This is a genomic window from Acinetobacter sp. BHS4 (genome assembly GCF_018454425.1).
GTDB classification, from domain to species: domain Bacteria; phylum Pseudomonadota; class Gammaproteobacteria; order Pseudomonadales; family Moraxellaceae; genus Acinetobacter; species Acinetobacter pittii.
In genome coordinates this window covers 1,537,864-1,557,101 of sequence record NZ_CP075323.1, presented here as the reverse complement: position 1 = coordinate 1,557,101, position 19,238 = coordinate 1,537,864, and the positions used below count along the sequence as shown (strand labels likewise).

Below are 19,238 nucleotides of genomic sequence, written 5' to 3'. Positions count from 1 at the left end.
CACTTAGCACGATTTATGCAAGATTCATTATTAAAATAACTTCTTATCAACCTTATGAACAAATTTTTATTATAAAAAATTAAAAATTATTATTTAAAATTGCTTAATTAATATAACTCACTCAATTATATAGTGAGTTATATTTATCATTACTAATTATTAATTCGAAATAAATACACCCTTCAATATATAACCCGCTTCCAATTTTGTACTTGCCGGGATTCGGACTAGACAATTGGCTTGCATTAAATTACTGAGCATGTGTGATTGCTGTTTTGCCAAACTTTTAACTTTGAGTTGTCCATTGTCAAAATAGGCATGCATTCGTAGAAAACGTTCACGTGCATCTTCCTTTAAATCATGATCTAAAATTGCACTAAACCACTCTGGTCCAGCTAAGTTTCCCTGCAAAGTATCAAGCAATGCTTTACAGTATATCTGCATAGACACATAGACCGCAGCAGGATTACCCGGTAACCCCAGCAAATAACAATGGTGATTTGTTTCAGGTTGAGAATATTCAGCAAAGAATAAAGGTTTACCCGGCTTTTGTTTTACTTTCCAAAAGATCTGTTCAAAACCAACTTCAAAAGCACATGGCCGAACAAAGTCGTAGTCTCCTACGGACACCCCGCCAGTCGTTATAACAACATCATGGTTATCTTTTAATTGGTCGAAATATTGTGTGACCTGTGCTGCCTTATCTGCCACATGAATAATTTCAACCTGCAAGCCATAATCTTCAAACCAAGCTTTTAGTAATGGGCCATTTGCATCAAATATTTTACCTTCAGCTAGATCTTCTGCTGTTTCGGCAACTTCATCACCGGTGATCAAAACAGCGACTTTCGGTGCACGATAGACCTCAACGGTTTGCACACCCGCCATACTTAAGGCAGCCAAACTTCCAATATTCAAAAATTGTCCAACTTGTGCAAGTAACTGCCCTTGCTGGATTTCTTCGCCAGTAAAACGAATATCAGCTTGAGGTCGTATATGCTCCGTTAAACAAATCTCTTGAGGCGAAACAACCGATACGATTTCTTGCCTCGCAACATGTGTTGTACCTTTAGGAATTTTACCGCCCGTAAATATACGAATTGCCTGACCTTCACTCAGAATGTCATGACTTTCGCTTCCAGCACGAATCTCGCCAGTAACCCGAAACTTTTGATTATTTAAATCTTCGGCATGACAACAAAGTGCATAACCATCTACAGCACTCTGAGAAAAGCTTGGTAGATTAATTTCTGAATAAATTTCCTTAGCAAGATACCTATTCAGGCTATTTTGAAGAGGTTGCTGAATCGAACCTAATTTTTTTGGTCGGTTACTAATCAGCTCAAGTGCTTCATTTATGCTAATCAAACCACGTTCTGCACCACAACCTGACATTATTCATAGCCTCCTGGATGTGGTAAGTCACGGCAAACATCAAAAATATGAACTAAGGCAGGTAAAATAGCAGCCATTGATTCGCTAGCTCCACCACGACTTCCCGGTAAAGTCACCACTAAAGAACGATCAATAAAACCAGCCACTCCACGTGACATTGCAGCATATGGCGTGCGTTTTTGTCCAAATGAACGAGCAGCTTCCATTAAGCCATCTAGCTTACGCTCTAAAAGTGGCTCTAGCGTATCAACTGTAATGTCACGCTTACCAATTCCTGTTCCACCAACCGTCATAATGCAAGCATATGATTTGCTCAACTCAAGCACTAATTTTTTTAAAGTATCCGCTTCATCTGGCAAAATTTGGTAATGAATTGGGTCGAATCCTGCTTCGGTTAAAGTTTCAACCACAGATTTTCCGGCAGTATCGGGCTTTCTACCCGCTGCCACGGTATCGGATAAGACAATAACAGCAGCAGAAACAGGCTGACGAAGAACGCGCTTAAAGTGTGATTTACCGCCTTTTTTCTTAAGCAATTTACATTGATCCATCCAGAGTTCTTCTGGTTCACAATGTGGTTTTAACATATCGTAAATAGTTAAACCTGCAAGACTTGCAGCCGTTAAGGCCTCCATCTCTACGCCAGTTGGACCAATGGTTTCAACTACGGCAACGATCTTTACAAAATCATGTTCTAGTTCATATTCAACATCTGCCCGATAAATCGGCAGAGGATGACACAAAGGAATCAGCTCATCAGTACGTTTTGCTGCCAAAATTCCTGCAACACGTGCGGTTTTTAATGCATCACCTTTTTCCGTACTCCCTTGTCTTAATAATTCAATACAGTGCGGTGGTGCATATAAAATTGCTTGTGCTTCAGCAACACGATAACTTTCCGGCTTCATTCCTACATTTTTCATTATTTATCCTAGTCGTACTTATTTCAGTGTGAGTGTTCATAGCCGGCATGATGGTGATGCTTGTGTTCGTGCGGTGCATCCTTACGAATACAGCAGCCCTCTACATAATGACTCGTGCCATCTGTAAAGAACTCTTCTTTAAACACAGGCACTTCATGTTTTACCCGCTCAACCGCTTCTTCGCATGCTTGAAAAGCTTCACGGCGGTGGGCTGCATAAGCAATGGCAATAATGGCTGTTTCACCGACATCTAGATGTCCAATCCGATGAACCACTCGCACATAAGATACCTGATACTTTTTCTCAATTTCCAGTTCAATTTCACGTATCATTTTTTCAGAAAGCGGTTTATAGGAGGTATATTTCAAGGCCTTAACCGCTTTACCTTCATGGTGATTACGAACTGTACCCATAAAAATATCAATTCCACCGCATTCAGGAAATGATTCAATAGGATCAAAAATATCTAGGCTTAAAGCCTGCTCTTGTATACGGGCAAAATCTCGCATAGCTTAGCCTCCTGCAACTGGTGATAATAAAACCAAAGTACACGGCTCACTTAAGGCCGATTGTCTTGTTATGACATTATCGCCAACAGCACATGCACATTTTTCCATGGCCTGTGTACATGACGGGTGTAATGAAACAATTTCATCTAATACATCTTTAACTAAAATATGGCTTGGACAAACTAACGAAAGATCTTGAGGTAGCAATTTTTCAATTGCACCAAATGATTCGATTTTAATTTGAATAGATTGCTGCATTTATCCCCCAAGCATATGCATGCTGATTTTACGGGTTTGTTGATGTTGTAAGGCATGAAAACCTTTAGCTTTGTGCCAGATATACGGATGGACCAAATTCTTTAAATTTTGGATATACATATCGTATTCTGGTGTATGTTGTTTACTTACCAGCGTCTGAAGCTGTGGCTTAATATTTAAACCCTGCGGGGCAAAGAGACAATTATAGAGCTCACCTTGTGCCGTTAGTCGTATACGGTCACATTGATGGCAAAATGAATGAGTAATGGTAGAAATGATGCCTAGCGCGTAGCTATTGTTAAGTAAATATTGGCGCGCTGGTTCATGTTGCTGCTCAATCACTTGTACTGAATAATGGGGGTGCAACGTCTGTAAAATTTCAGCCTCACTCACCACATCTTTATTTGACCAAAGAGCATCACCATCAAGTGGCATGAATTCAATAAAACGTAGCGGAATATGATTGGTGATTGACCATCTCACCATAGGTAGGATTTGATCCTCATTTTTGTATTTCATCAATACGCAGTTAATTTTAAAAGGTAGCCGTGCATCTTTTGCAGCTTGAATACCCTCAAGAACTGGTTCTAACTTTTTCTTAGTGAGTTCTTTAAATTGAATCGGATCTAGGCTATCTAGACTAATATTTAAATCATCTAGGCCAGCGTCTTTTAATTGCTGAGCGTACTTTGCAAGGTAATGTCCATTAGTGGTCATTGAAATACGCTTTAAACCTAATGCTTTTAAAGCTTGTAAATCGCGAATGAAATGAACAATACCTTGACGCATTAATGGTTCACCACCCGTAATACGGATGCTTTCAATACCTTGTTGCACCATAAAACTGCAAAACTGAAAGAGCGCCTCAAAACTAAGCAAATCTTGTTTGTTTAGCCATTCAGGATGCTCAGGCATGCAATATACACACTTAAAATTACAGCGATCAGTTACAGAAATTCTTAACTTACGCTTGATGCGCCCATATTGATCTTGCAGAAGACTTGGGGCCGTTTCAGAGTGATATTGTTTCATCATTTGCACTCATATCGAGAACAGTTCAAATATTGCAAGCACCGATTACGAGCAATTAAACTGTAAAAATTGCGCCTTAGTAGTGCTTTGATCTTTATTGCAAAATTTGTTCCAATTCTATTTATCATCCATAATTATTAAGGTTGTAGTTAAAATATCAGCATTACTGTTTTAACTCAGATTTTAAAGCTTTGCAAAACCAGCACGGCGTCAATTTTTTATATGCCTTACTTTATTTCTAACACTTTTCTAGACGGATGGGTACATATTTATGGTACGGCGTTTTAGATAATGGATCACAATGTTCAGCGGAAATTAGACGGTTTAATTGCGGTCCTATTGGCTCTCCATCTTGAAAACGCATGCCATAACCATGTGGAAGTGAGACAACCCCTTTTCGCATTCCCTCATCAAAATCTACGGTAACCTGAATTTCTCCATGTTGTGAAATACATTTAAGCTGACCACCTGCATCTACATTAAGCTGCCTCGCATCTTCAGGATGAATTCGTAAAGCACCTTCAGCATCTACTTTTCGCCAAGCCGGGTCACGATAAATTTGATTAGCGTTATAACTACGTCGCTCACCCGACAAAAGGATGAAAGGAAATTCTTCAACATTCACCTCATGGCTTTTCAAGGTTGTGAGTTCGCTTAACATTTCGGGAATCGCAAGACGTACTTTCTTATCTTTATAAGCAACCAATTTCCAGACTTCATCATATTCATGTTGTGATAAAACCATACCTGAACGTTGCTTTAATATCTGCTCAAATAAGTTGACACCTTGTGCTAATGGATTACCCTTATAACCTGCACGACGTACCGCTTTGGTGTGTAATACAGCATATTGAATAGACAGTGGCAATAAAAAAGCAACTGAAGCAGCCGAGTTTTCTAACTGCTTACCTAAAGTACGATAGATAATTGAAGCAGCAAAAGGAATATATTTTTTATGCCGTGCAAAAGTGAGTCCTAATGCTGACAAATACGGTAAATAAGCTGTTTTTTTAGAATCGACTGAAGCTATTTTTTCTAAAAGTGGAAAGCGTTTTGGAATCACCTGCATGGCTTCGAGTAATCGTGTATAAATTTCGGATTCCGGCAAAGTATTCGCTTGAGCATTCAATACTGGATGTCTTAGGTGAAAGCCATTCTTAGGAAACTCAAGATTAAAGCCCGTAAATTCCCATTTTTCAAACTGAGTGTGAGCCGGCAAAATGTAGTCTGCAAGTCTCGCTGTTTCTGTCATAGCAACATCCACCACAACCAACAAATCTAAGGCTTTAAAGGCTTCCTCAAAAGCTGGTGTATCAGGATAGGTTAATAGTGGATTACAACTATCTACAAACAAAGCACGAATTCGCTTTTCCCCTGCTTTTAAGATTTCATCGGGTAAAATATTAGGCGGGAAAAACCCGGAAATCGGGAACATTTTATGGTAAACACTACGACGATATTTCGGCTTTCTTTCATCTGTATCGCTTAAGATTGGAATAAACATAGTATGCAGATTATTGGTACCTTGCTTTCCAAAGTTTCCAGTCAGTAAGTACAGTAGTTTTTCTAAATATCCGTTTAATGTAGTATTTAAAGTATGTTGAATGCCTAAATCAATACGTACACAGCCTCTTTTCGCCTTGGCAAAATCTCGAACGACTTGGTAAATCAAATCGACTGGAACATCAGCTTTAGCAATATAGTCTTCAATCGGGACATGGTTAAATACTGTTTTTACATCGTCAAATCCTTGCGTATGTTGCTCAATAAATGCTGCATCATAAAGCTTTTCTTTAATAATGATCGCAATCATGGCCGACATTAAAAAAGCATCAGTCCCTGGTTTTAGCTGCACATGAATGTCTGCTTGTTTGGCCGTTTCAGTAACACGCGGGTCAAACACGACCATGGTTCGATTCGGATCTTTCTTAATATGTTTTAGTGTGTCTCGTGCGTTAGGAATGCCATGGGCCTGAAAAGGATTTGTCCCAATGAAAAGTACATAATCTGCGTGTTCAACATCTTCTGTGGTATGGCAAGCCTGACTACCGAACAAACGTCCATTGAGCCAGAAATCACCTGTTTTTTCTTGAGCAAGTGAGTTGTAGGCATAATAACTTTTCATGGCCAACAAAAGTTGTCGACCATACGCTGCGCCGAGGTGGTTGCCCTGACCACCGCCCCCAACAGAAGCAAAAGCAGTTCCACCAAAAGTATCTCTAATCTGTACTAAACGATCAGCAATTTCTTGTATGGCTACATCCCAACTCACTTCTTGAAATGATCCATCAGGTTGACGTTTTAAAGGTGTAGTCAAACGGTCTGCGTGTTGCTGGTAATGCTGTAATCTGGCAGCTTTTTGGCAAATGTAACCTTGAGAAAAAGGATGTTTGGGATCACCTTTAATTTTAACAAACTGGTTATCTTTAATTTCGACACTCAAACCGCAGTTTCTAGAACATAAGATACATGCTGTCACATCTGTTTTACTTTGCTGAGCTGCGTCCATCATTTTTCTGGCTCCGTTTATTTTTATACATCTGGCTAGAATGAAAATAACAAGTTCCAAAATAGAACTTAAATAATAAATAGTCAACCGCATAAAGATTAAAAATATAGTTCACTCGGCCAATCGTTAAATGACAATTGATGTGAGATTTTTGACACATATTTCAGAATTTTAAAAAGAATTTATATATCAATCACAAATTTCAAATGAACTTAGGTATTACAATAATGAAAACAAACATGGAGATGATGCTGTTGCATTAATTCTAGCTTGGTTCACTAGTTTACATTTAGCTTGTAAGATTGAGTTTACCCCTATCCCATCTAAGGATGGGGATAGAGTTAAATTTTGATGATTATGAGTGGTATCAAGAAAAAGGGTTTATTTGATTAATTTTTGAGAAGAAACTATTTATAATCTCTTTTCACTATTCTGACGTTTACTTGGGCATCTTCATGCCCATCATATTCAAAAAATTTGACAACTAAAAGATCTCTATATTTACTTCCGTATATATCGGAATATTTAACAACGAGATAAAACTCAACTGCACGTTGTTCAATTAATTCCTCAACGTAATCAACATCTACGTAACAAACAATAGTTACAGTACCATCTTTCTTAATTTCATAAGTAGAATCTAACTGAATCATTTTATTACTGTCAGTAACAGTTATATGTTTTGCAACTTCACCCAAATTTTTAATTTCAAATACTAATCTAAGTACTTCTTCTGGTTCTTGAAATTCTGGAACGCCATCAATCAGAATAGTATTACCTCCTTCTACCTCAAAGCTATATCGAACGTGATTAATTTCTAGAAAGGGTTTTGCTGCAAAATATTTAGCTTGAATTTCTTGCTGTTGAAAACTTACTAATTTAGATTGTTGTTCCACACTATTTTTAAGTTCTTCACATTGCTTATTAAAAGCTTCATTACTAATTTTTAGTTCTTTACCTTGTTGTAAATATCCTAAATAAAGGAAAAGGAAAGCTAATGGAGCAAATACACCAGCTAAAAAATCCCCTAGTTCATTCGAATTAAGAAGACGGTTTTCTCCTTTACTGAATATTAAACATACGGTATGTATAACAACAAAACTTAGATAAATAACAACTACCCAAAAAGTCCATTTTTTGTAAAAAACCCAAGTTTTATAGAATGGCTGTTTAGGTGGTACTGGGTTTTCCATGGAATTCATTACTCGTTAATTGATTAAAAACAGATCATTTATGTAATTAATAATAATTAGGATCATCTGTAAAGTTTTTATTATGCAACCATGAAATTGCATAAGGAACATTCAATTGAGGTAGTATTTGATTATGATCTATAGTGATTTTTAAAATTTGAATTCTTATTACATCAATTGCATCAGTATAAAAAAATTTTAAGTAAAGAACTGATATATCTTCCCTTTCATCAATGACATAGCGGGAATGAATGTTAAAGTTAATATTTATTCCTTTTTCTAAATCAGTTGGTAAAAAATCAGCCCCTTCCCATACGAGTTGATTATTTACGTAATCTTTCGAATACATTGTAAAAAGACTTCTGCATAGATTTCGACTATTTTTTAAATTAAATGAGAAAATAAAACATAGAGCACCATGAGACTGTAATTGTTTAATTTCAAAATCTTTTACATGGAAATAGGGCTGAGCATTAATGATTTCTAATTCTGTTTGCCTCTTTTCTCTATCTATTAATAAATCTAATTCTTGTTGAGCCGTAATTGCTAAGCTTCTCTGTTGCGCCACACTATTAGATAATTCTTCTATTTGTAGACTTAATTCTTTGCCCTGTTGGTGATAGCCATAAATTAGCCACATAAATACTAAAGGTGCAAAGAAGCCAGCTAAAAAATCTCCCCACTCATTTGGTCTTAAAGTTCTCACCCCCTTCACATCTAAAAGGCAATATAAAATAACCATTGCCAAGTACACTATCGTGAATATAAGCATATATGGGAATTTTGACTTTTCTTTAGTTTCTTCAATTTTATTGGTATCCACTATAATATTTTCCCGTAATATAAAAAAATGTAAATTAACAGAAATAAATATACTTATAAATAATGATTAATCTGATTAAATAAAATGCATCTTATTTTGTAAATTGACAGAATCTAATGTTTAACTCGCGGTAAATATCTCTTTAAAAGCATTGATTTGTTTATATTGTTGGAGCTCATCCAAAGAGTTAATGCTATGAAAAAATAAGTTTTGTTTTTGGAATACGGCGACTTGTGCATGTAAAAGCTTAAAGGACTCTTTTAAACTTAATCGTTGTTTGTCAATTTGCTCTCTTATCGTAATCAGACTTTCACGCTTTAATAAGCAAAATGGGTATAAAGCATCCCCATTAATTGAAACATAGGCTGCCTGAGCTTGTTTATTTTTGCGAAGTGCGCTGTGTAATTTCGCAACGACTTGCGTAGGTATATACGTCACATCACAAGGAATAAACAAAACATAATCTGCTTTTACATGAGACCATGCGCTTTTCATACCCATAAGGGGGCCGAAAAAACCGGAAGCATCATCTTGAAAACACTTAATATCAGGCACAATACTTTGATAAATCGAATAATCACGATGACTATTTACCCAAATTTCAGATACAGATGACTTTAGTTTTTGATGAATTTTGAATAGTTGCGTATCGCCATCAAATTGCTGCAATAGCTTATTTAAACCATTCATACGGCGGGCTTGTCCACCCGCCAAAATGACCAGATCAGTTACGGGATATCCCTTATTCACACTTCCACCTCTTGTTGGCAAGCTTTAATCAAGCCACGAATCTCAGGTAAACATGAACCACAGTTCCCACCTGCTTTTAAACATGCAGTAACCTGTTTTTCATGGGTAATGTTTTGTGTTTTTATCACGTCGATAATTTTATTCTTACCTACTTTAAAACAACTACACACTAAAGGCCCATCATTATTAGTAGCCGACATTGGCATACCTGCTAGTAAAGCTTTTCGGTGCAAGGCACTCAAACGTTCTCGCTTAAACAGACTCGCAACCCAATCACGGTCTGGCAATAAATCTGGCGGTGCAATATATAGACTTGCAATTACAATGCCATCTTTCAAAATAACGCTATGGCTCAGTTGTGAAGAGATATCTTCTATGCTTAACCATTCAAAGGTTTCATCGGCAAATGGTAAAAAGCTTTTCAGATTCTTTTGAGTATCGTGAAAAGTTTGACGGTCTGCAAGTTCATAACGATTGGTTTTCACCATTTTGACTTTGGTCCACCATGCACAGTGATGCAGCGATTCTTGGATATACGAATCGTATCCTTCACGAATATAGAGCACACCTTGCCAAGTGGTATAGAACGGCTGAATAGTTACAGGCGTATGTTTGAACTCAGGTTCACCTGAAATTGCATCAACTTCTGGATTAACGACTTTACCAATGCGGGCGTCGGATGCAACCTGTTCAGTCCAGTGAATCGGTGCAAAAATTTGCCCACGACGTACCCCCGATGAGAAGGTCACACGTAGTACACAACTGCCCCATTTCGAACGAACTTCTACTAAGCCTTGATCACGTACACCAAATTTCAAGGCATCACTCGGATGAATCTCGCAAAATGGTTCGGCACGGTGACTGGTCAAATTTGGTGACAAACCAGTACGCGTCATGGTGTGCCATTGATCACGAATACGTCCCGTGTTCAAAATGAGCGGATAATCTTCTGAAACTGCATGTACCGGATCAATTGCAACAGTCGGAATCAATTTTGCCTTGGCATTTTTATGACTAAACTGGCCCTTGCCAAACAATTGTTGAACGGCTTTAGCGTCTTGGTTTTTATCCCATACTGGCCATTGAATTGGTTGTAGAGCGTCGTACTCCACAGCGCTCAGATTCATTAAGCCTTTTAAGTTAAAATAACGGAAATTATTACTTTGTTCACGAGCATCTATGTCTGCATTGTCTTGTGCAGATAACGCTGCATGCTCATTGAAAATATCAACAGCAGTGGTGAAATCAAAACCATTAAACCCTAATTTTTTCGCGACTTGGCTAACAGACCACCAGTCTGCTTTTGCTTCACCTGGTGCAGGTAAAAAAGCACGCTGACGTGAAATACGGCGCTCAGAGTTAGTCACAGTTCCATCTTTTTCTCCCCACCCTAAAGCTGGAAGCAAAACATCGGCATAAGCCGTAGTATCGGTATCAGCACAGATATCTGATACGACGACTAACTCGCACTTCTCTAAAGCACGTTTAACTTGATCGGCATCTGGCAGACTCACGACTGGATTGGTTGCCATAATCCAGATGGCTTTAATTTTTCCAGCTTCAACCGCATTAAATAAATCCACTGCTTTTAAGCCAGCTTGAGTTGCAATAAATGGGCTGTCCCAGAAAGTTTGAACAACTTTTTGATGTAAAGGGTTATCTAAGTCCATGTGCGCAGCCAACATATTGGCTAAGCCACCGACTTCACGGCCACCCATCGCGTTGGGCTGACCAGTCATTGAAAATGGTGCAGCACCAAGCTTACCAATTTTTCCAGTCAATAAATGACAGTTAATAATACTATTGGCTTTATTTACACCCTGACTTGATTGATTCACACCCATTGAAAATAGCGTGATTACTTTTTCAGTCTGCGCAAATTTCTCAAAAAACTGCTGTAATTTGTCTAAAGAAATACCACTGCGTTTGGCAACATAGGCAATATCCGTTTCTTGCTGACTACTTACCAAAACATCTTGCAGACCTTCGGTATAAGCCTCTACAAATGCCTGATCGGCATGACCATTTTGATATAGATATTGGAATAGACCATTGAACAATGCGACATCTTGGCCCGGCAAAATCGGTAAATGTAAATCCGCTTGTTCACAAGTACTGGTAAAACGTGGGTCAATTACCACCACAAACATATCGGGATTGTGGCTTTTAGCCTGCATAATCCGCTGATACAGCACAGGATGGCACCATGCGGTATTAGAACCGACCAATACCACCATATCTGCATGTTCAAAATCTTCATAACTTGCAGGCACAATATCTTCACCGAAACTACGTTTGTGACCTGCCACCGCAGATGACATGCAAAGGCGTGAGTTGGTATCAATATTTGCAGTACCCAAATAGCCTTTTACAAACTTATTCACCACATAATAGTCTTCAGTCAAAAGCTGACCTGAAACATAAAATGCAATGCTGTCACGACCATACTGATCGATACAAGATTGGAATTTATCGGCAATTTTATTAATGGCGGCATCCCATGTCGTTACTACCCGATCAGCTTTGCGTCCCATCATTGGTTGTAAAACACGTGTTTCTAACCCCAAAGTATCCGCAAGACGGCTACCTTTAATACATAAGCGTCCAAAGTTGGAAGGATGCTCAGCATCCCCCTCAACTTGCACCACAGGTCCTTGAGGTTTTTGTTGGACGTTTACGCTAACACCGCAACCCACCCCACAATATGGACATGTTGTTTTGATTGTTTTTGCAACATGGTCGGAGCTATCGATTTCAACGCTTGGAGTACTATTCATAACTGCTCCTTTCCCTATTTAGCCTGCATTTTTTAATGCAAAATCTCGACCAAATAGCAGCTTATTTCTAAATGAAGAAACAGGTGTTTGGTCTGCAATTAACTCTGCATACCACATGCCATCTTCAGTATCTCCAAACAATACTGCACCGATTACTCGATCGCTTTGAATGATAATACGCTTATAAATCTGGCGTTTTTCATCGTTCAGGATAATGTCTTCATAATCATCTTTCGGCTCAAAGTTACCCGCAGAGAATACATCGACACCACTGACTTTTAACTGAGTCGGCACAGTTGGTGCTTTAAAAGTTAAGCTACCGTGTTCAGCCAAATGGGTCGCGCAAATAAAAGCTTGCCCCCACAATGGTTCAACCAAACCAAAAGTTTGACCACGATGTTCGATACACTCTCCAACGGCATAAATACTTGGGTCAAATGTTTGCATGGTGTCATTTACCAATACACCACGATTGCAACGTAAACCGGCACTTTGTGCCAAAGCAATATTCGGACGGATACCCACAGCGAACACCACAAGGTCAGCATCTAACACTGTGCCATCTTTCAAACGGATTTGCTTCACATGCCCATTTTCATCACCAATTAATGCTTCGGTATTGGCTTCGGTAATGATTTGAATGCCTTTTTGTTCAATGCTATGACGTAATAACTGACTTGCACGCCCATCAAGTTGACGTTCCATAATACGGTCCATCAAATGCAGGACTGTGACATTCATACCACGTTGTTTTAATCCATAGGCAGCTTCTAAACCGAGCAAACCGCCACCAACCACGACTGCATTAGTTTTTGAACCACAGTATTCAATCATGGTGTTAACGTCATAAATATCGCGGAAAGTTAACACCCCTTTTAGGTCAACACCTTGAACTGGTGGAATAAATGGTGCCGAACCTGTTGCCAGGATCAAACGATCATAATCAACTGTCTGGCCTTTTTCGGTGTAAACCACTTTCCGAGGACGATCAATTTTTACCGCTTTATCACCTGCAATAAATTTGATGCCTTTATCGCTATACCACTTTGGTGGGTGCAGCATAATATCTTCAATGGTTTTTTCACCCGATAAAACCGGAGACAACATAATACGGTTATAGTTACCCCATGGTTCTTCACCAATCACCGTAACTTCATAACGATCTGGTGCCATATCAAGTAAATCTTCCAGACAACGCATCCCTGCCAAACCATTACCGATCAACACCAGTTTAAGTTTGTCTTGTGATACACCTGTATTGGTAATATAAGTTTTCTGCGGCACCGCATTGACCCAAACACGGCCATCAACAATTTTGCTCGGGTAAACCGCCAATTTTTGGTCTTTATCTTCTAAACAACGGCCCGTTGCCAAACTAAAATGTTGTTTATAGATTGGCGATGCAATGACACGCTCACCTTGTAAATCTCCGATAATGCCGCGGCTCATGACATTCGCTTGGCTAAACGGATCTTTATTGCTCAGCACGTAAACACGTTTTTCATGTCCTACACGGAAAATCGCAACAGCCTGTCCAGCCACGAGCGCACCCGCGCCAGTGTTTGGGGTTAAATCATCGAGCGCACACACATCAATCCATTGATCATCAGGAAGCATATTTTTGTCTTGTACAATATTCATAGAAACTCTCCTTTATGCTTCAACCATTGGAATACGGTCTTCTGAACGTTCAGCTTCAGTTAATGGGCGGATTTGACCACGTTCAGTTGTAAATTGAATGTGCGGATCAGCCTGTTCATTTGCACCTGCGTTGATATACGTTTGGAAGCGTTTGCGAACTTCAGGATTTTCCACCGCAGTACGCCATTCGTCTTGATATGTGCCAATAATGTGTTCCATACGGCGCTCAAGCTCGATAGCCAAACCAAGTGAATCATCCACAACTACAGATTTAAGGTAATCTAAACCACCTTCCATGTTGTCACGCCATACACTGGTACGTTGTAAACGGTCTGCTGTTTGGATGTAGAACATATAGAAACGGTCGATGTAACGGATGAGTGTTGCTTTATCAAGGTCAGATGCAAGTAACTCGGCATGACGTGGTTTCATACCGCCGTTACCACAGACATAAAGGTTCCAACCTTTTTCGGTCGCGATAATACCAACGTCTTTACCTTGCGCTTCCGCACACTCACGAGTACAGCCAGACACTGCCATTTTTAATTTATGTGGTGAACGTAAACCTTTGTAGCGGTTTTCAAGCTCAATCGCTAAACCAACTGAGTTGTCTACCCCGTAACGGCACCATGTGCTACCTACACAAGATTTCACGGTACGCAATGATTTACCGTAAGCATGACCAGACTCAAAGCCCGCAGCATTTAACTCTTCCCAAATGAATGGAAGCTCGTGAACTTGCGCACCGAACATGTCAACGCGTTGACCGCCAGTAATTTTGGTATATAGGTTATATTTCTTCGCAATTTGACCAATCGCGATTAAACCATCCGGAGTCACCTCGCCACCTGCCATACGCGGTACAATCGAGTAAGAACCATCTTTTTGGATATTACCTAAATAGTAGTCATTACTGTCTTGTAAGCCTGCGTGGCTTGGCTCAAGGACGAAATCATTCCAGCAAGATGCCAAAATATTTGCGGCAGCAGGTTTACAAATATCACAACCTAAACCGTGACCATGTTGATGAATCAAATCATCAAATGTCTTAATTTCATTGACACGAACCAAGTGATACAACTCTTGACGCGAGTATGGGAAGTGTTCGCAAATGTGATTGTTAACAGTCACACCCTGACGTTGCAACTCAGACTTCAACACTTGAGTCACTAATGGTGCACAACCACCACACGCTGTTGCTGCTTTGGTGCATTTCTTTAATGCACCTAAAGAGGTCGAACCATCGCTAATCGCTTGGCAGATGTCCGCTTTTGATACGTTGTTACATGAACAAATGGTCGCGCTGTCTGGAAGTAAATCTACACCGCTACCACCAGACTTACCTGCTGATTGTTCAAAGCCCGGCATGATCAAGCTTTCAGGAACTTCTGGTAAAGCCAGACCATTTAACATCATTTGTAAAAGGTCGTTGTATTCTTTCGCATCGCCCACCAAAACTGCACCAAGCAATTTTGTTTTCTCAGCATTTACAACAATCTTTTTATAAACCAGTGCATGCTCATCTGCATAGAAATAGCTTAATGCACCCGGAGTCATGGCATGCGCATCACCTACAGAAGCAACATCAACACCCATCAACTTCAATTTAGTGCTCATGTCTGCACCAGCGAAGCAGTGACATTCTTCATTTAAAATGTGTTTTGCTGCAATACGTGCCATGTCATAGCCCGGTGCAACCAAGCCATAAATTTTGTTTTGCCAAAGCGCACATTCACCAATGGCATAAATGTTTTGATCTGACGTTTGGCAATAATCATTAATGACGATACCACCACGTTCACCAATCGCGAGACCACTGTTACGTGCGAGTTCATCACGTGGACGAATCCCAGCAGAGAATAAAATGACATCTGCTTCAAGCTCGCTACCATCTGCAAATTTCATTACATGTGTAGTGCTGTTGCCACATTCGATAGATTGCGTCGCTTTTTGTGTATGAACTTTTACACCTAAATCTTCAATTTTACGACGTAGAACTTTACCGCCTAGGTCATCAATTTGAACTGCCATTAAACGTGGTGCAAATTCAACAACATGTGTTTCTAAATCTAAATCACGTAATGCTTTTGCAGCTTCAAGTCCAAGTAAACCACCGCCAATTACTACGCCTGTTTTTGCATTAAGACTCGCTGCACGAATCGCGTCTAAGTCTTCAATCGTGCGGTAAACAAAGCAGTTTTCACGGTCATTACCCGGAATTGCTGGAACGAACGCATATGAACCCGTAGCTAACACCAATTTGTCATAGCTGATGACATCACCATGATTGGTTGTGACTGTTTGTGCAACTGTATCAATTGCAGTTGCTTTGGTATTTAGACGTAAGTCAATGCCATACGCATCGGCAAAATCAAAACGTGCTAAAGATAAATCTTTTGCTGATTTCCCAGAGAAATATTCTGTCAAATGTACACGGTCATAGGCGATACGAGGTTCTTCCGCGAGAATCGTGATTTCCAGTTCATCATCTGCTTTTTCTAAAATGGCTTCGATGAATTTGTGGCCCACCATACCATGACCAATCATTACCAATTTCATAGTGTTTCTCCTCAAATCACGTTGCTTTTAAGCTGCGTTATTGCGTTCTCAAATAGACGTTGTTTTTTTGCCTTGTGTTCTACCGAGAAGCGAATCAATCTCACAAAGCATGTAGCTGCTTGGAATCCATTTTTCCCACTCGTTAATGACACCCAATGCACAGCAAAGTCATAAAAAGAAATAAAAAAAGCGAGCCCCCTCATAGAGAAGGCTCGCATCGCTGGAACTGAAAAATTAGATAATTCAGATGTAACTTTTTTATGCAATAAAAATAAAGACATGGCCTTCACTCCGACTGAACGTAAATTCTTTGTGTGCACAGTTGCACTCACAAATTCGATCAGAACGGACATCGTTGGCCGTCTTTAAAACTTATGGTCGTCTTCGACCTGCAATTAAGTAAGCATTTTGCATGCCAATCCTTATATAAATTTAATTTAAAAAATTTTTATTTTTAATTTCAAATAGATATAATTCACCCAGCTATCTTATAAAAATAATGTCTTATTCTATTTGCCCCATCGCTGTACACTTAAATAGTTGAAATAAAAATATGTCTTGCCACAAAATGAATCGTATTTTTGCACCAAGACTGACCACATTCATTGTTTAGCTTGCTGAAATGCCACTTAAACTGGATTTTTTGTTTAGTTTTGGATGGCATTAATCTTGCTTAAAACCTGATAACAAAAAACGCGTCGAATTGGCGCATTTTCTTAGCCTGATTTTCTGAACTTATGCCAAAACTCAAAATAGCCCTTATTGATGATGATCATGCGCGAGCAGACTATATAAGAAAAAGTCTGCTTGAAAATGATTTTGAAGTGGTCGCTTGCCTTACTTTGGACCATTTAAATATTTTTCGTCTCGAGCATTTACAAGCCGATGTGATCTTGCTCGATATGGATCATCCTCATCGTGACATTATTGAAAGTTGTGTGAGTAGCTATGACCTACCGACTGTCCTGTTCACTAAAAATTCAGATAAAGACACCATCAAACAAGCCATCGATGCGGGAGTAACGGCTTATATCGTAGATGGCATAGACCCTGCCCGTTTACATACCATTTTAGAAATCTCGATTGAGCAATATAAAAAGCACAAAAAACTCGAAGGTGATTTAAAAGAGGCTCAAACCAAATTGGCTGACCGTAAAGATGTTGAAAAGGCCAAAGTGTTACTCATGCAACTCCACGGGCTGCCTGAAGATACAGCTTTCCAACTTCTTAGAAAAAATGCCATGAGTCACCGTATAACGATTGGAGAAATGGCACGGCGGTTACTTGATGCCCAAAAATTACTCAACAATCAACTAAAGGATGAATAAATGAGCACATTAGAAAAGACTCAATTACAACTCGGCTATATTCCTTTGCTTGATTGTCTTGCATTGCTTTGGGCAAAACAAAGAGGCTTCTTTGAAGAGGTGGGTTTAGATGTCACTTTAGTTAAAGAAGCATCATGGGCAAGTCTTCGAGACCGTCTTGCTTTTGGGTTATTAGATGCAGCGCACTGCTTATCTGCAATGTTACCTGCAGCGGCTGTCGGCACGGATCAAATTGGCACGCCACTACAAACATCACTCGTTTTAAGTGAAAACCGTGCTTTCATTAGCTTAAGTCAAAAACTTACTCATCAACTTGCAATTCAAAAAAATGATACGGCTCAAGTAACAGCGCAAAAAGTGGCAGATTATCTCGAACAAGGTCACTCCATTTCTTTAGCTCATGTATTTAAGCATTCTATTCATCATTATTGTTTAAGAGAGTGGCTCGCCTTAGCAAACCCTGAACTTGCACAATCTATCCAGCTTAAAACATTACCGCCACCTTATATGGTCGAAGCATTAGACAAACATGTGATTGATGGTTTTTGTGTCGGAGAACCTTGGAATACTCAAGGAGAGCTTTTAGGTTTAAGTAAAATGATTTGCTCAAGTCAAAACATTATTCCACCTGTGGCTGATAAGGTTTTAGCCGTAACTCAAGAATGGGCTGAACAGCATCCACAAACACTGGTTGCACTCACCACGGCAATTATGAAAGCCCAACAAGAATTGAGTGAGTTAGACGATTTTGCTCCAATTTTAAAATTATTAGTCGAGTTTGGAATTGTGCGCTTCCATTGTTCAGAAGAAGTACATGTCGACAAATACTATATGATTCAGGATATTGTCCGTCATTTAGTAAAAGAAAGTGCTCTTCCAAAAGTTGAAGACTTTTATTGGCTGCTCGAGCAAATGCAAAAATGGGATGAACTTCAACTCGACCAAGCACAAATCACAAGCTTGGGTGCTCAATGCATTAATCTTGAGGCTTATGAACAAGCTAAACATCGCTATCGTTCATAACTTTTCTACTCATCAAATCGCCATAAAAAAAAGCTGTCTTTTATGACAAAGACAGCTTGAAAGACCCATAAGACAAAATGCGAAACACGCATTACTATACTTTTAGAATCAATCGATTCATTGAAAATATAGCGCTTATGGAAATGATCATATCTATCTAAGCGTATCATTTTCAGACATTTTCATATCAATAACTGCCACTTGATCAAAATCCCCCTCTCTCTTAATCATTCTTACAATTCAAACTAATAGCCAACATGTGCACCTCGTCCTGTTGACGTTGCTGTAAATTATTTGGCTTATGAATCGCAGTAGTTGCTGAGGTTTGCGGAAACTAAACAGCTTTGAACCATGCTCATGGCGATACTTATATCAGTAAAAAATTTGAATTATATAAATAATAAAAAAGCTGATGATAAGCGAAATTTAAATACTCAGCACCAGCTTTTAGCTAAAATCAATTAATAATTAAAAGTATGACTCAAACCAAAGGTATGCCCTTAGGTCCGCATACTAGA

Annotated in this window: 16 protein-coding genes; 2 read left to right on the top strand and 14 right to left on the bottom strand. The window is 39.1% G+C overall.

Going from position 1 to position 19,238, the window contains the following annotated elements; all coding sequences use genetic code 11:
- Positions 1-159: 159 nt before the first annotated feature.
- The 13 genes from KIP84_RS07360 to KIP84_RS07300 form a co-directional block, all read right to left on the bottom strand.
- Positions 160-1,395, bottom strand: a complete 1,236-nt coding sequence (locus tag KIP84_RS07360; protein WP_202724216.1) for a molybdopterin molybdotransferase MoeA — start codon at positions 1,393-1,395, stop codon at positions 160-162.
- Complete coding sequence (gene moaCB, locus KIP84_RS07355) at positions 1,395-2,318, bottom strand: bifunctional molybdenum cofactor biosynthesis protein MoaC/MoaB (protein WP_213689626.1); 924 nt, start codon at positions 2,316-2,318, stop codon at positions 1,395-1,397. The genes KIP84_RS07360 and moaCB overlap by 1 nt, the downstream gene beginning before the upstream one ends.
- Before the next feature lie 23 nt (positions 2,319-2,341).
- Positions 2,342-2,827: a molybdenum cofactor biosynthesis protein MoaE gene (locus tag KIP84_RS07350; protein ID WP_213689625.1), complete on the bottom strand. Its 486-nt coding sequence runs from the start codon at positions 2,825-2,827 to the stop codon at positions 2,342-2,344.
- Between the two features lie 3 nt (positions 2,828-2,830).
- The gene (locus tag KIP84_RS07345) at positions 2,831-3,085 is read right to left on the bottom strand and encodes a MoaD/ThiS family protein (RefSeq protein WP_170248197.1); all 255 of its coding nucleotides are present in this window, start codon (positions 3,083-3,085) and stop codon (positions 2,831-2,833) included.
- Complete coding sequence (gene moaA / locus KIP84_RS07340; RefSeq protein WP_199977732.1) at positions 3,086-4,126, bottom strand: GTP 3',8-cyclase MoaA; 1,041 nt, start codon at positions 4,124-4,126, stop codon at positions 3,086-3,088. It abuts the gene before it with no gap.
- A gap of 229 nt (positions 4,127-4,355) precedes the next feature.
- Positions 4,356-6,629, bottom strand: coding sequence for a molybdopterin-dependent oxidoreductase (locus KIP84_RS07335; protein WP_213689624.1), 2,274 nt, complete (start codon positions 6,627-6,629; stop codon positions 4,356-4,358).
- A 404-nt stretch (positions 6,630-7,033) separates the two neighbouring features.
- Positions 7,034-7,819 (bottom strand): hypothetical protein, encoded by a 786-nt coding sequence (locus KIP84_RS18790; RefSeq protein ID WP_228308307.1) that lies wholly within the window; start codon positions 7,817-7,819, stop codon positions 7,034-7,036.
- 46 nt (positions 7,820-7,865) lie between these two features.
- Entirely contained in the window at positions 7,866-8,642 is a 777-nt protein-coding gene (locus tag KIP84_RS18785; RefSeq protein WP_228308306.1) for a hypothetical protein, read from the bottom strand.
- Positions 8,643-8,762: 120 nt separating this feature from the next.
- Complete coding sequence (locus KIP84_RS07320; RefSeq protein WP_213689623.1) at positions 8,763-9,392, bottom strand: NTP transferase domain-containing protein; 630 nt, start codon at positions 9,390-9,392, stop codon at positions 8,763-8,765.
- Positions 9,389-12,169 carry a nitrate reductase gene (locus KIP84_RS07315; RefSeq protein WP_213689622.1) on the bottom strand — a complete coding sequence of 927 codons (2,781 nt, stop codon included), beginning with the start codon at positions 12,167-12,169 and terminating at the stop codon, positions 9,389-9,391. The genes KIP84_RS07320 and KIP84_RS07315 overlap by 4 nt, the downstream gene beginning before the upstream one ends.
- A gap of 18 nt (positions 12,170-12,187) precedes the next feature.
- Positions 12,188-13,810, bottom strand: coding sequence for a nitrite reductase small subunit NirD (nirD, locus tag KIP84_RS07310; RefSeq protein ID WP_213689621.1), 1,623 nt, complete (start codon positions 13,808-13,810; stop codon positions 12,188-12,190).
- A 12-nt stretch (positions 13,811-13,822) separates the two neighbouring features.
- Entirely contained in the window at positions 13,823-16,369 is a 2,547-nt protein-coding gene (nirB, locus tag KIP84_RS07305) for a nitrite reductase large subunit NirB (RefSeq protein WP_213689620.1), read from the bottom strand.
- 11 nt (positions 16,370-16,380) lie between these two features.
- Complete coding sequence (locus KIP84_RS07300) at positions 16,381-16,650, bottom strand: hypothetical protein (protein WP_306308256.1); 270 nt, start codon at positions 16,648-16,650, stop codon at positions 16,381-16,383.
- A 456-nt stretch (positions 16,651-17,106) separates the two neighbouring features.
- Between KIP84_RS07300 and KIP84_RS07295 the strand changes: the two genes are divergently transcribed.
- Together KIP84_RS07295 and KIP84_RS07290 are read left to right on the top strand one after the other, a co-directional pair.
- Positions 17,107-17,697: an ANTAR domain-containing protein gene (locus KIP84_RS07295; RefSeq protein WP_002115726.1), complete on the top strand. Its 591-nt coding sequence runs from the start codon at positions 17,107-17,109 to the stop codon at positions 17,695-17,697.
- Positions 17,698-18,720: an ABC transporter substrate-binding protein gene (locus KIP84_RS07290; RefSeq protein ID WP_213689619.1), complete on the top strand. Its 1,023-nt coding sequence runs from the start codon at positions 17,698-17,700 to the stop codon at positions 18,718-18,720.
- A 5-nt stretch (positions 18,721-18,725) separates the two neighbouring features.
- Here KIP84_RS07290 and KIP84_RS07285 read toward each other — a convergent pair whose 3' ends face one another.
- Positions 18,726-18,812, bottom strand: a complete 87-nt coding sequence (locus tag KIP84_RS07285; RefSeq protein ID WP_101664809.1) for a hypothetical protein — start codon at positions 18,810-18,812, stop codon at positions 18,726-18,728.
- Between the last annotated feature and the right edge of the window lie 426 nt (positions 18,813-19,238).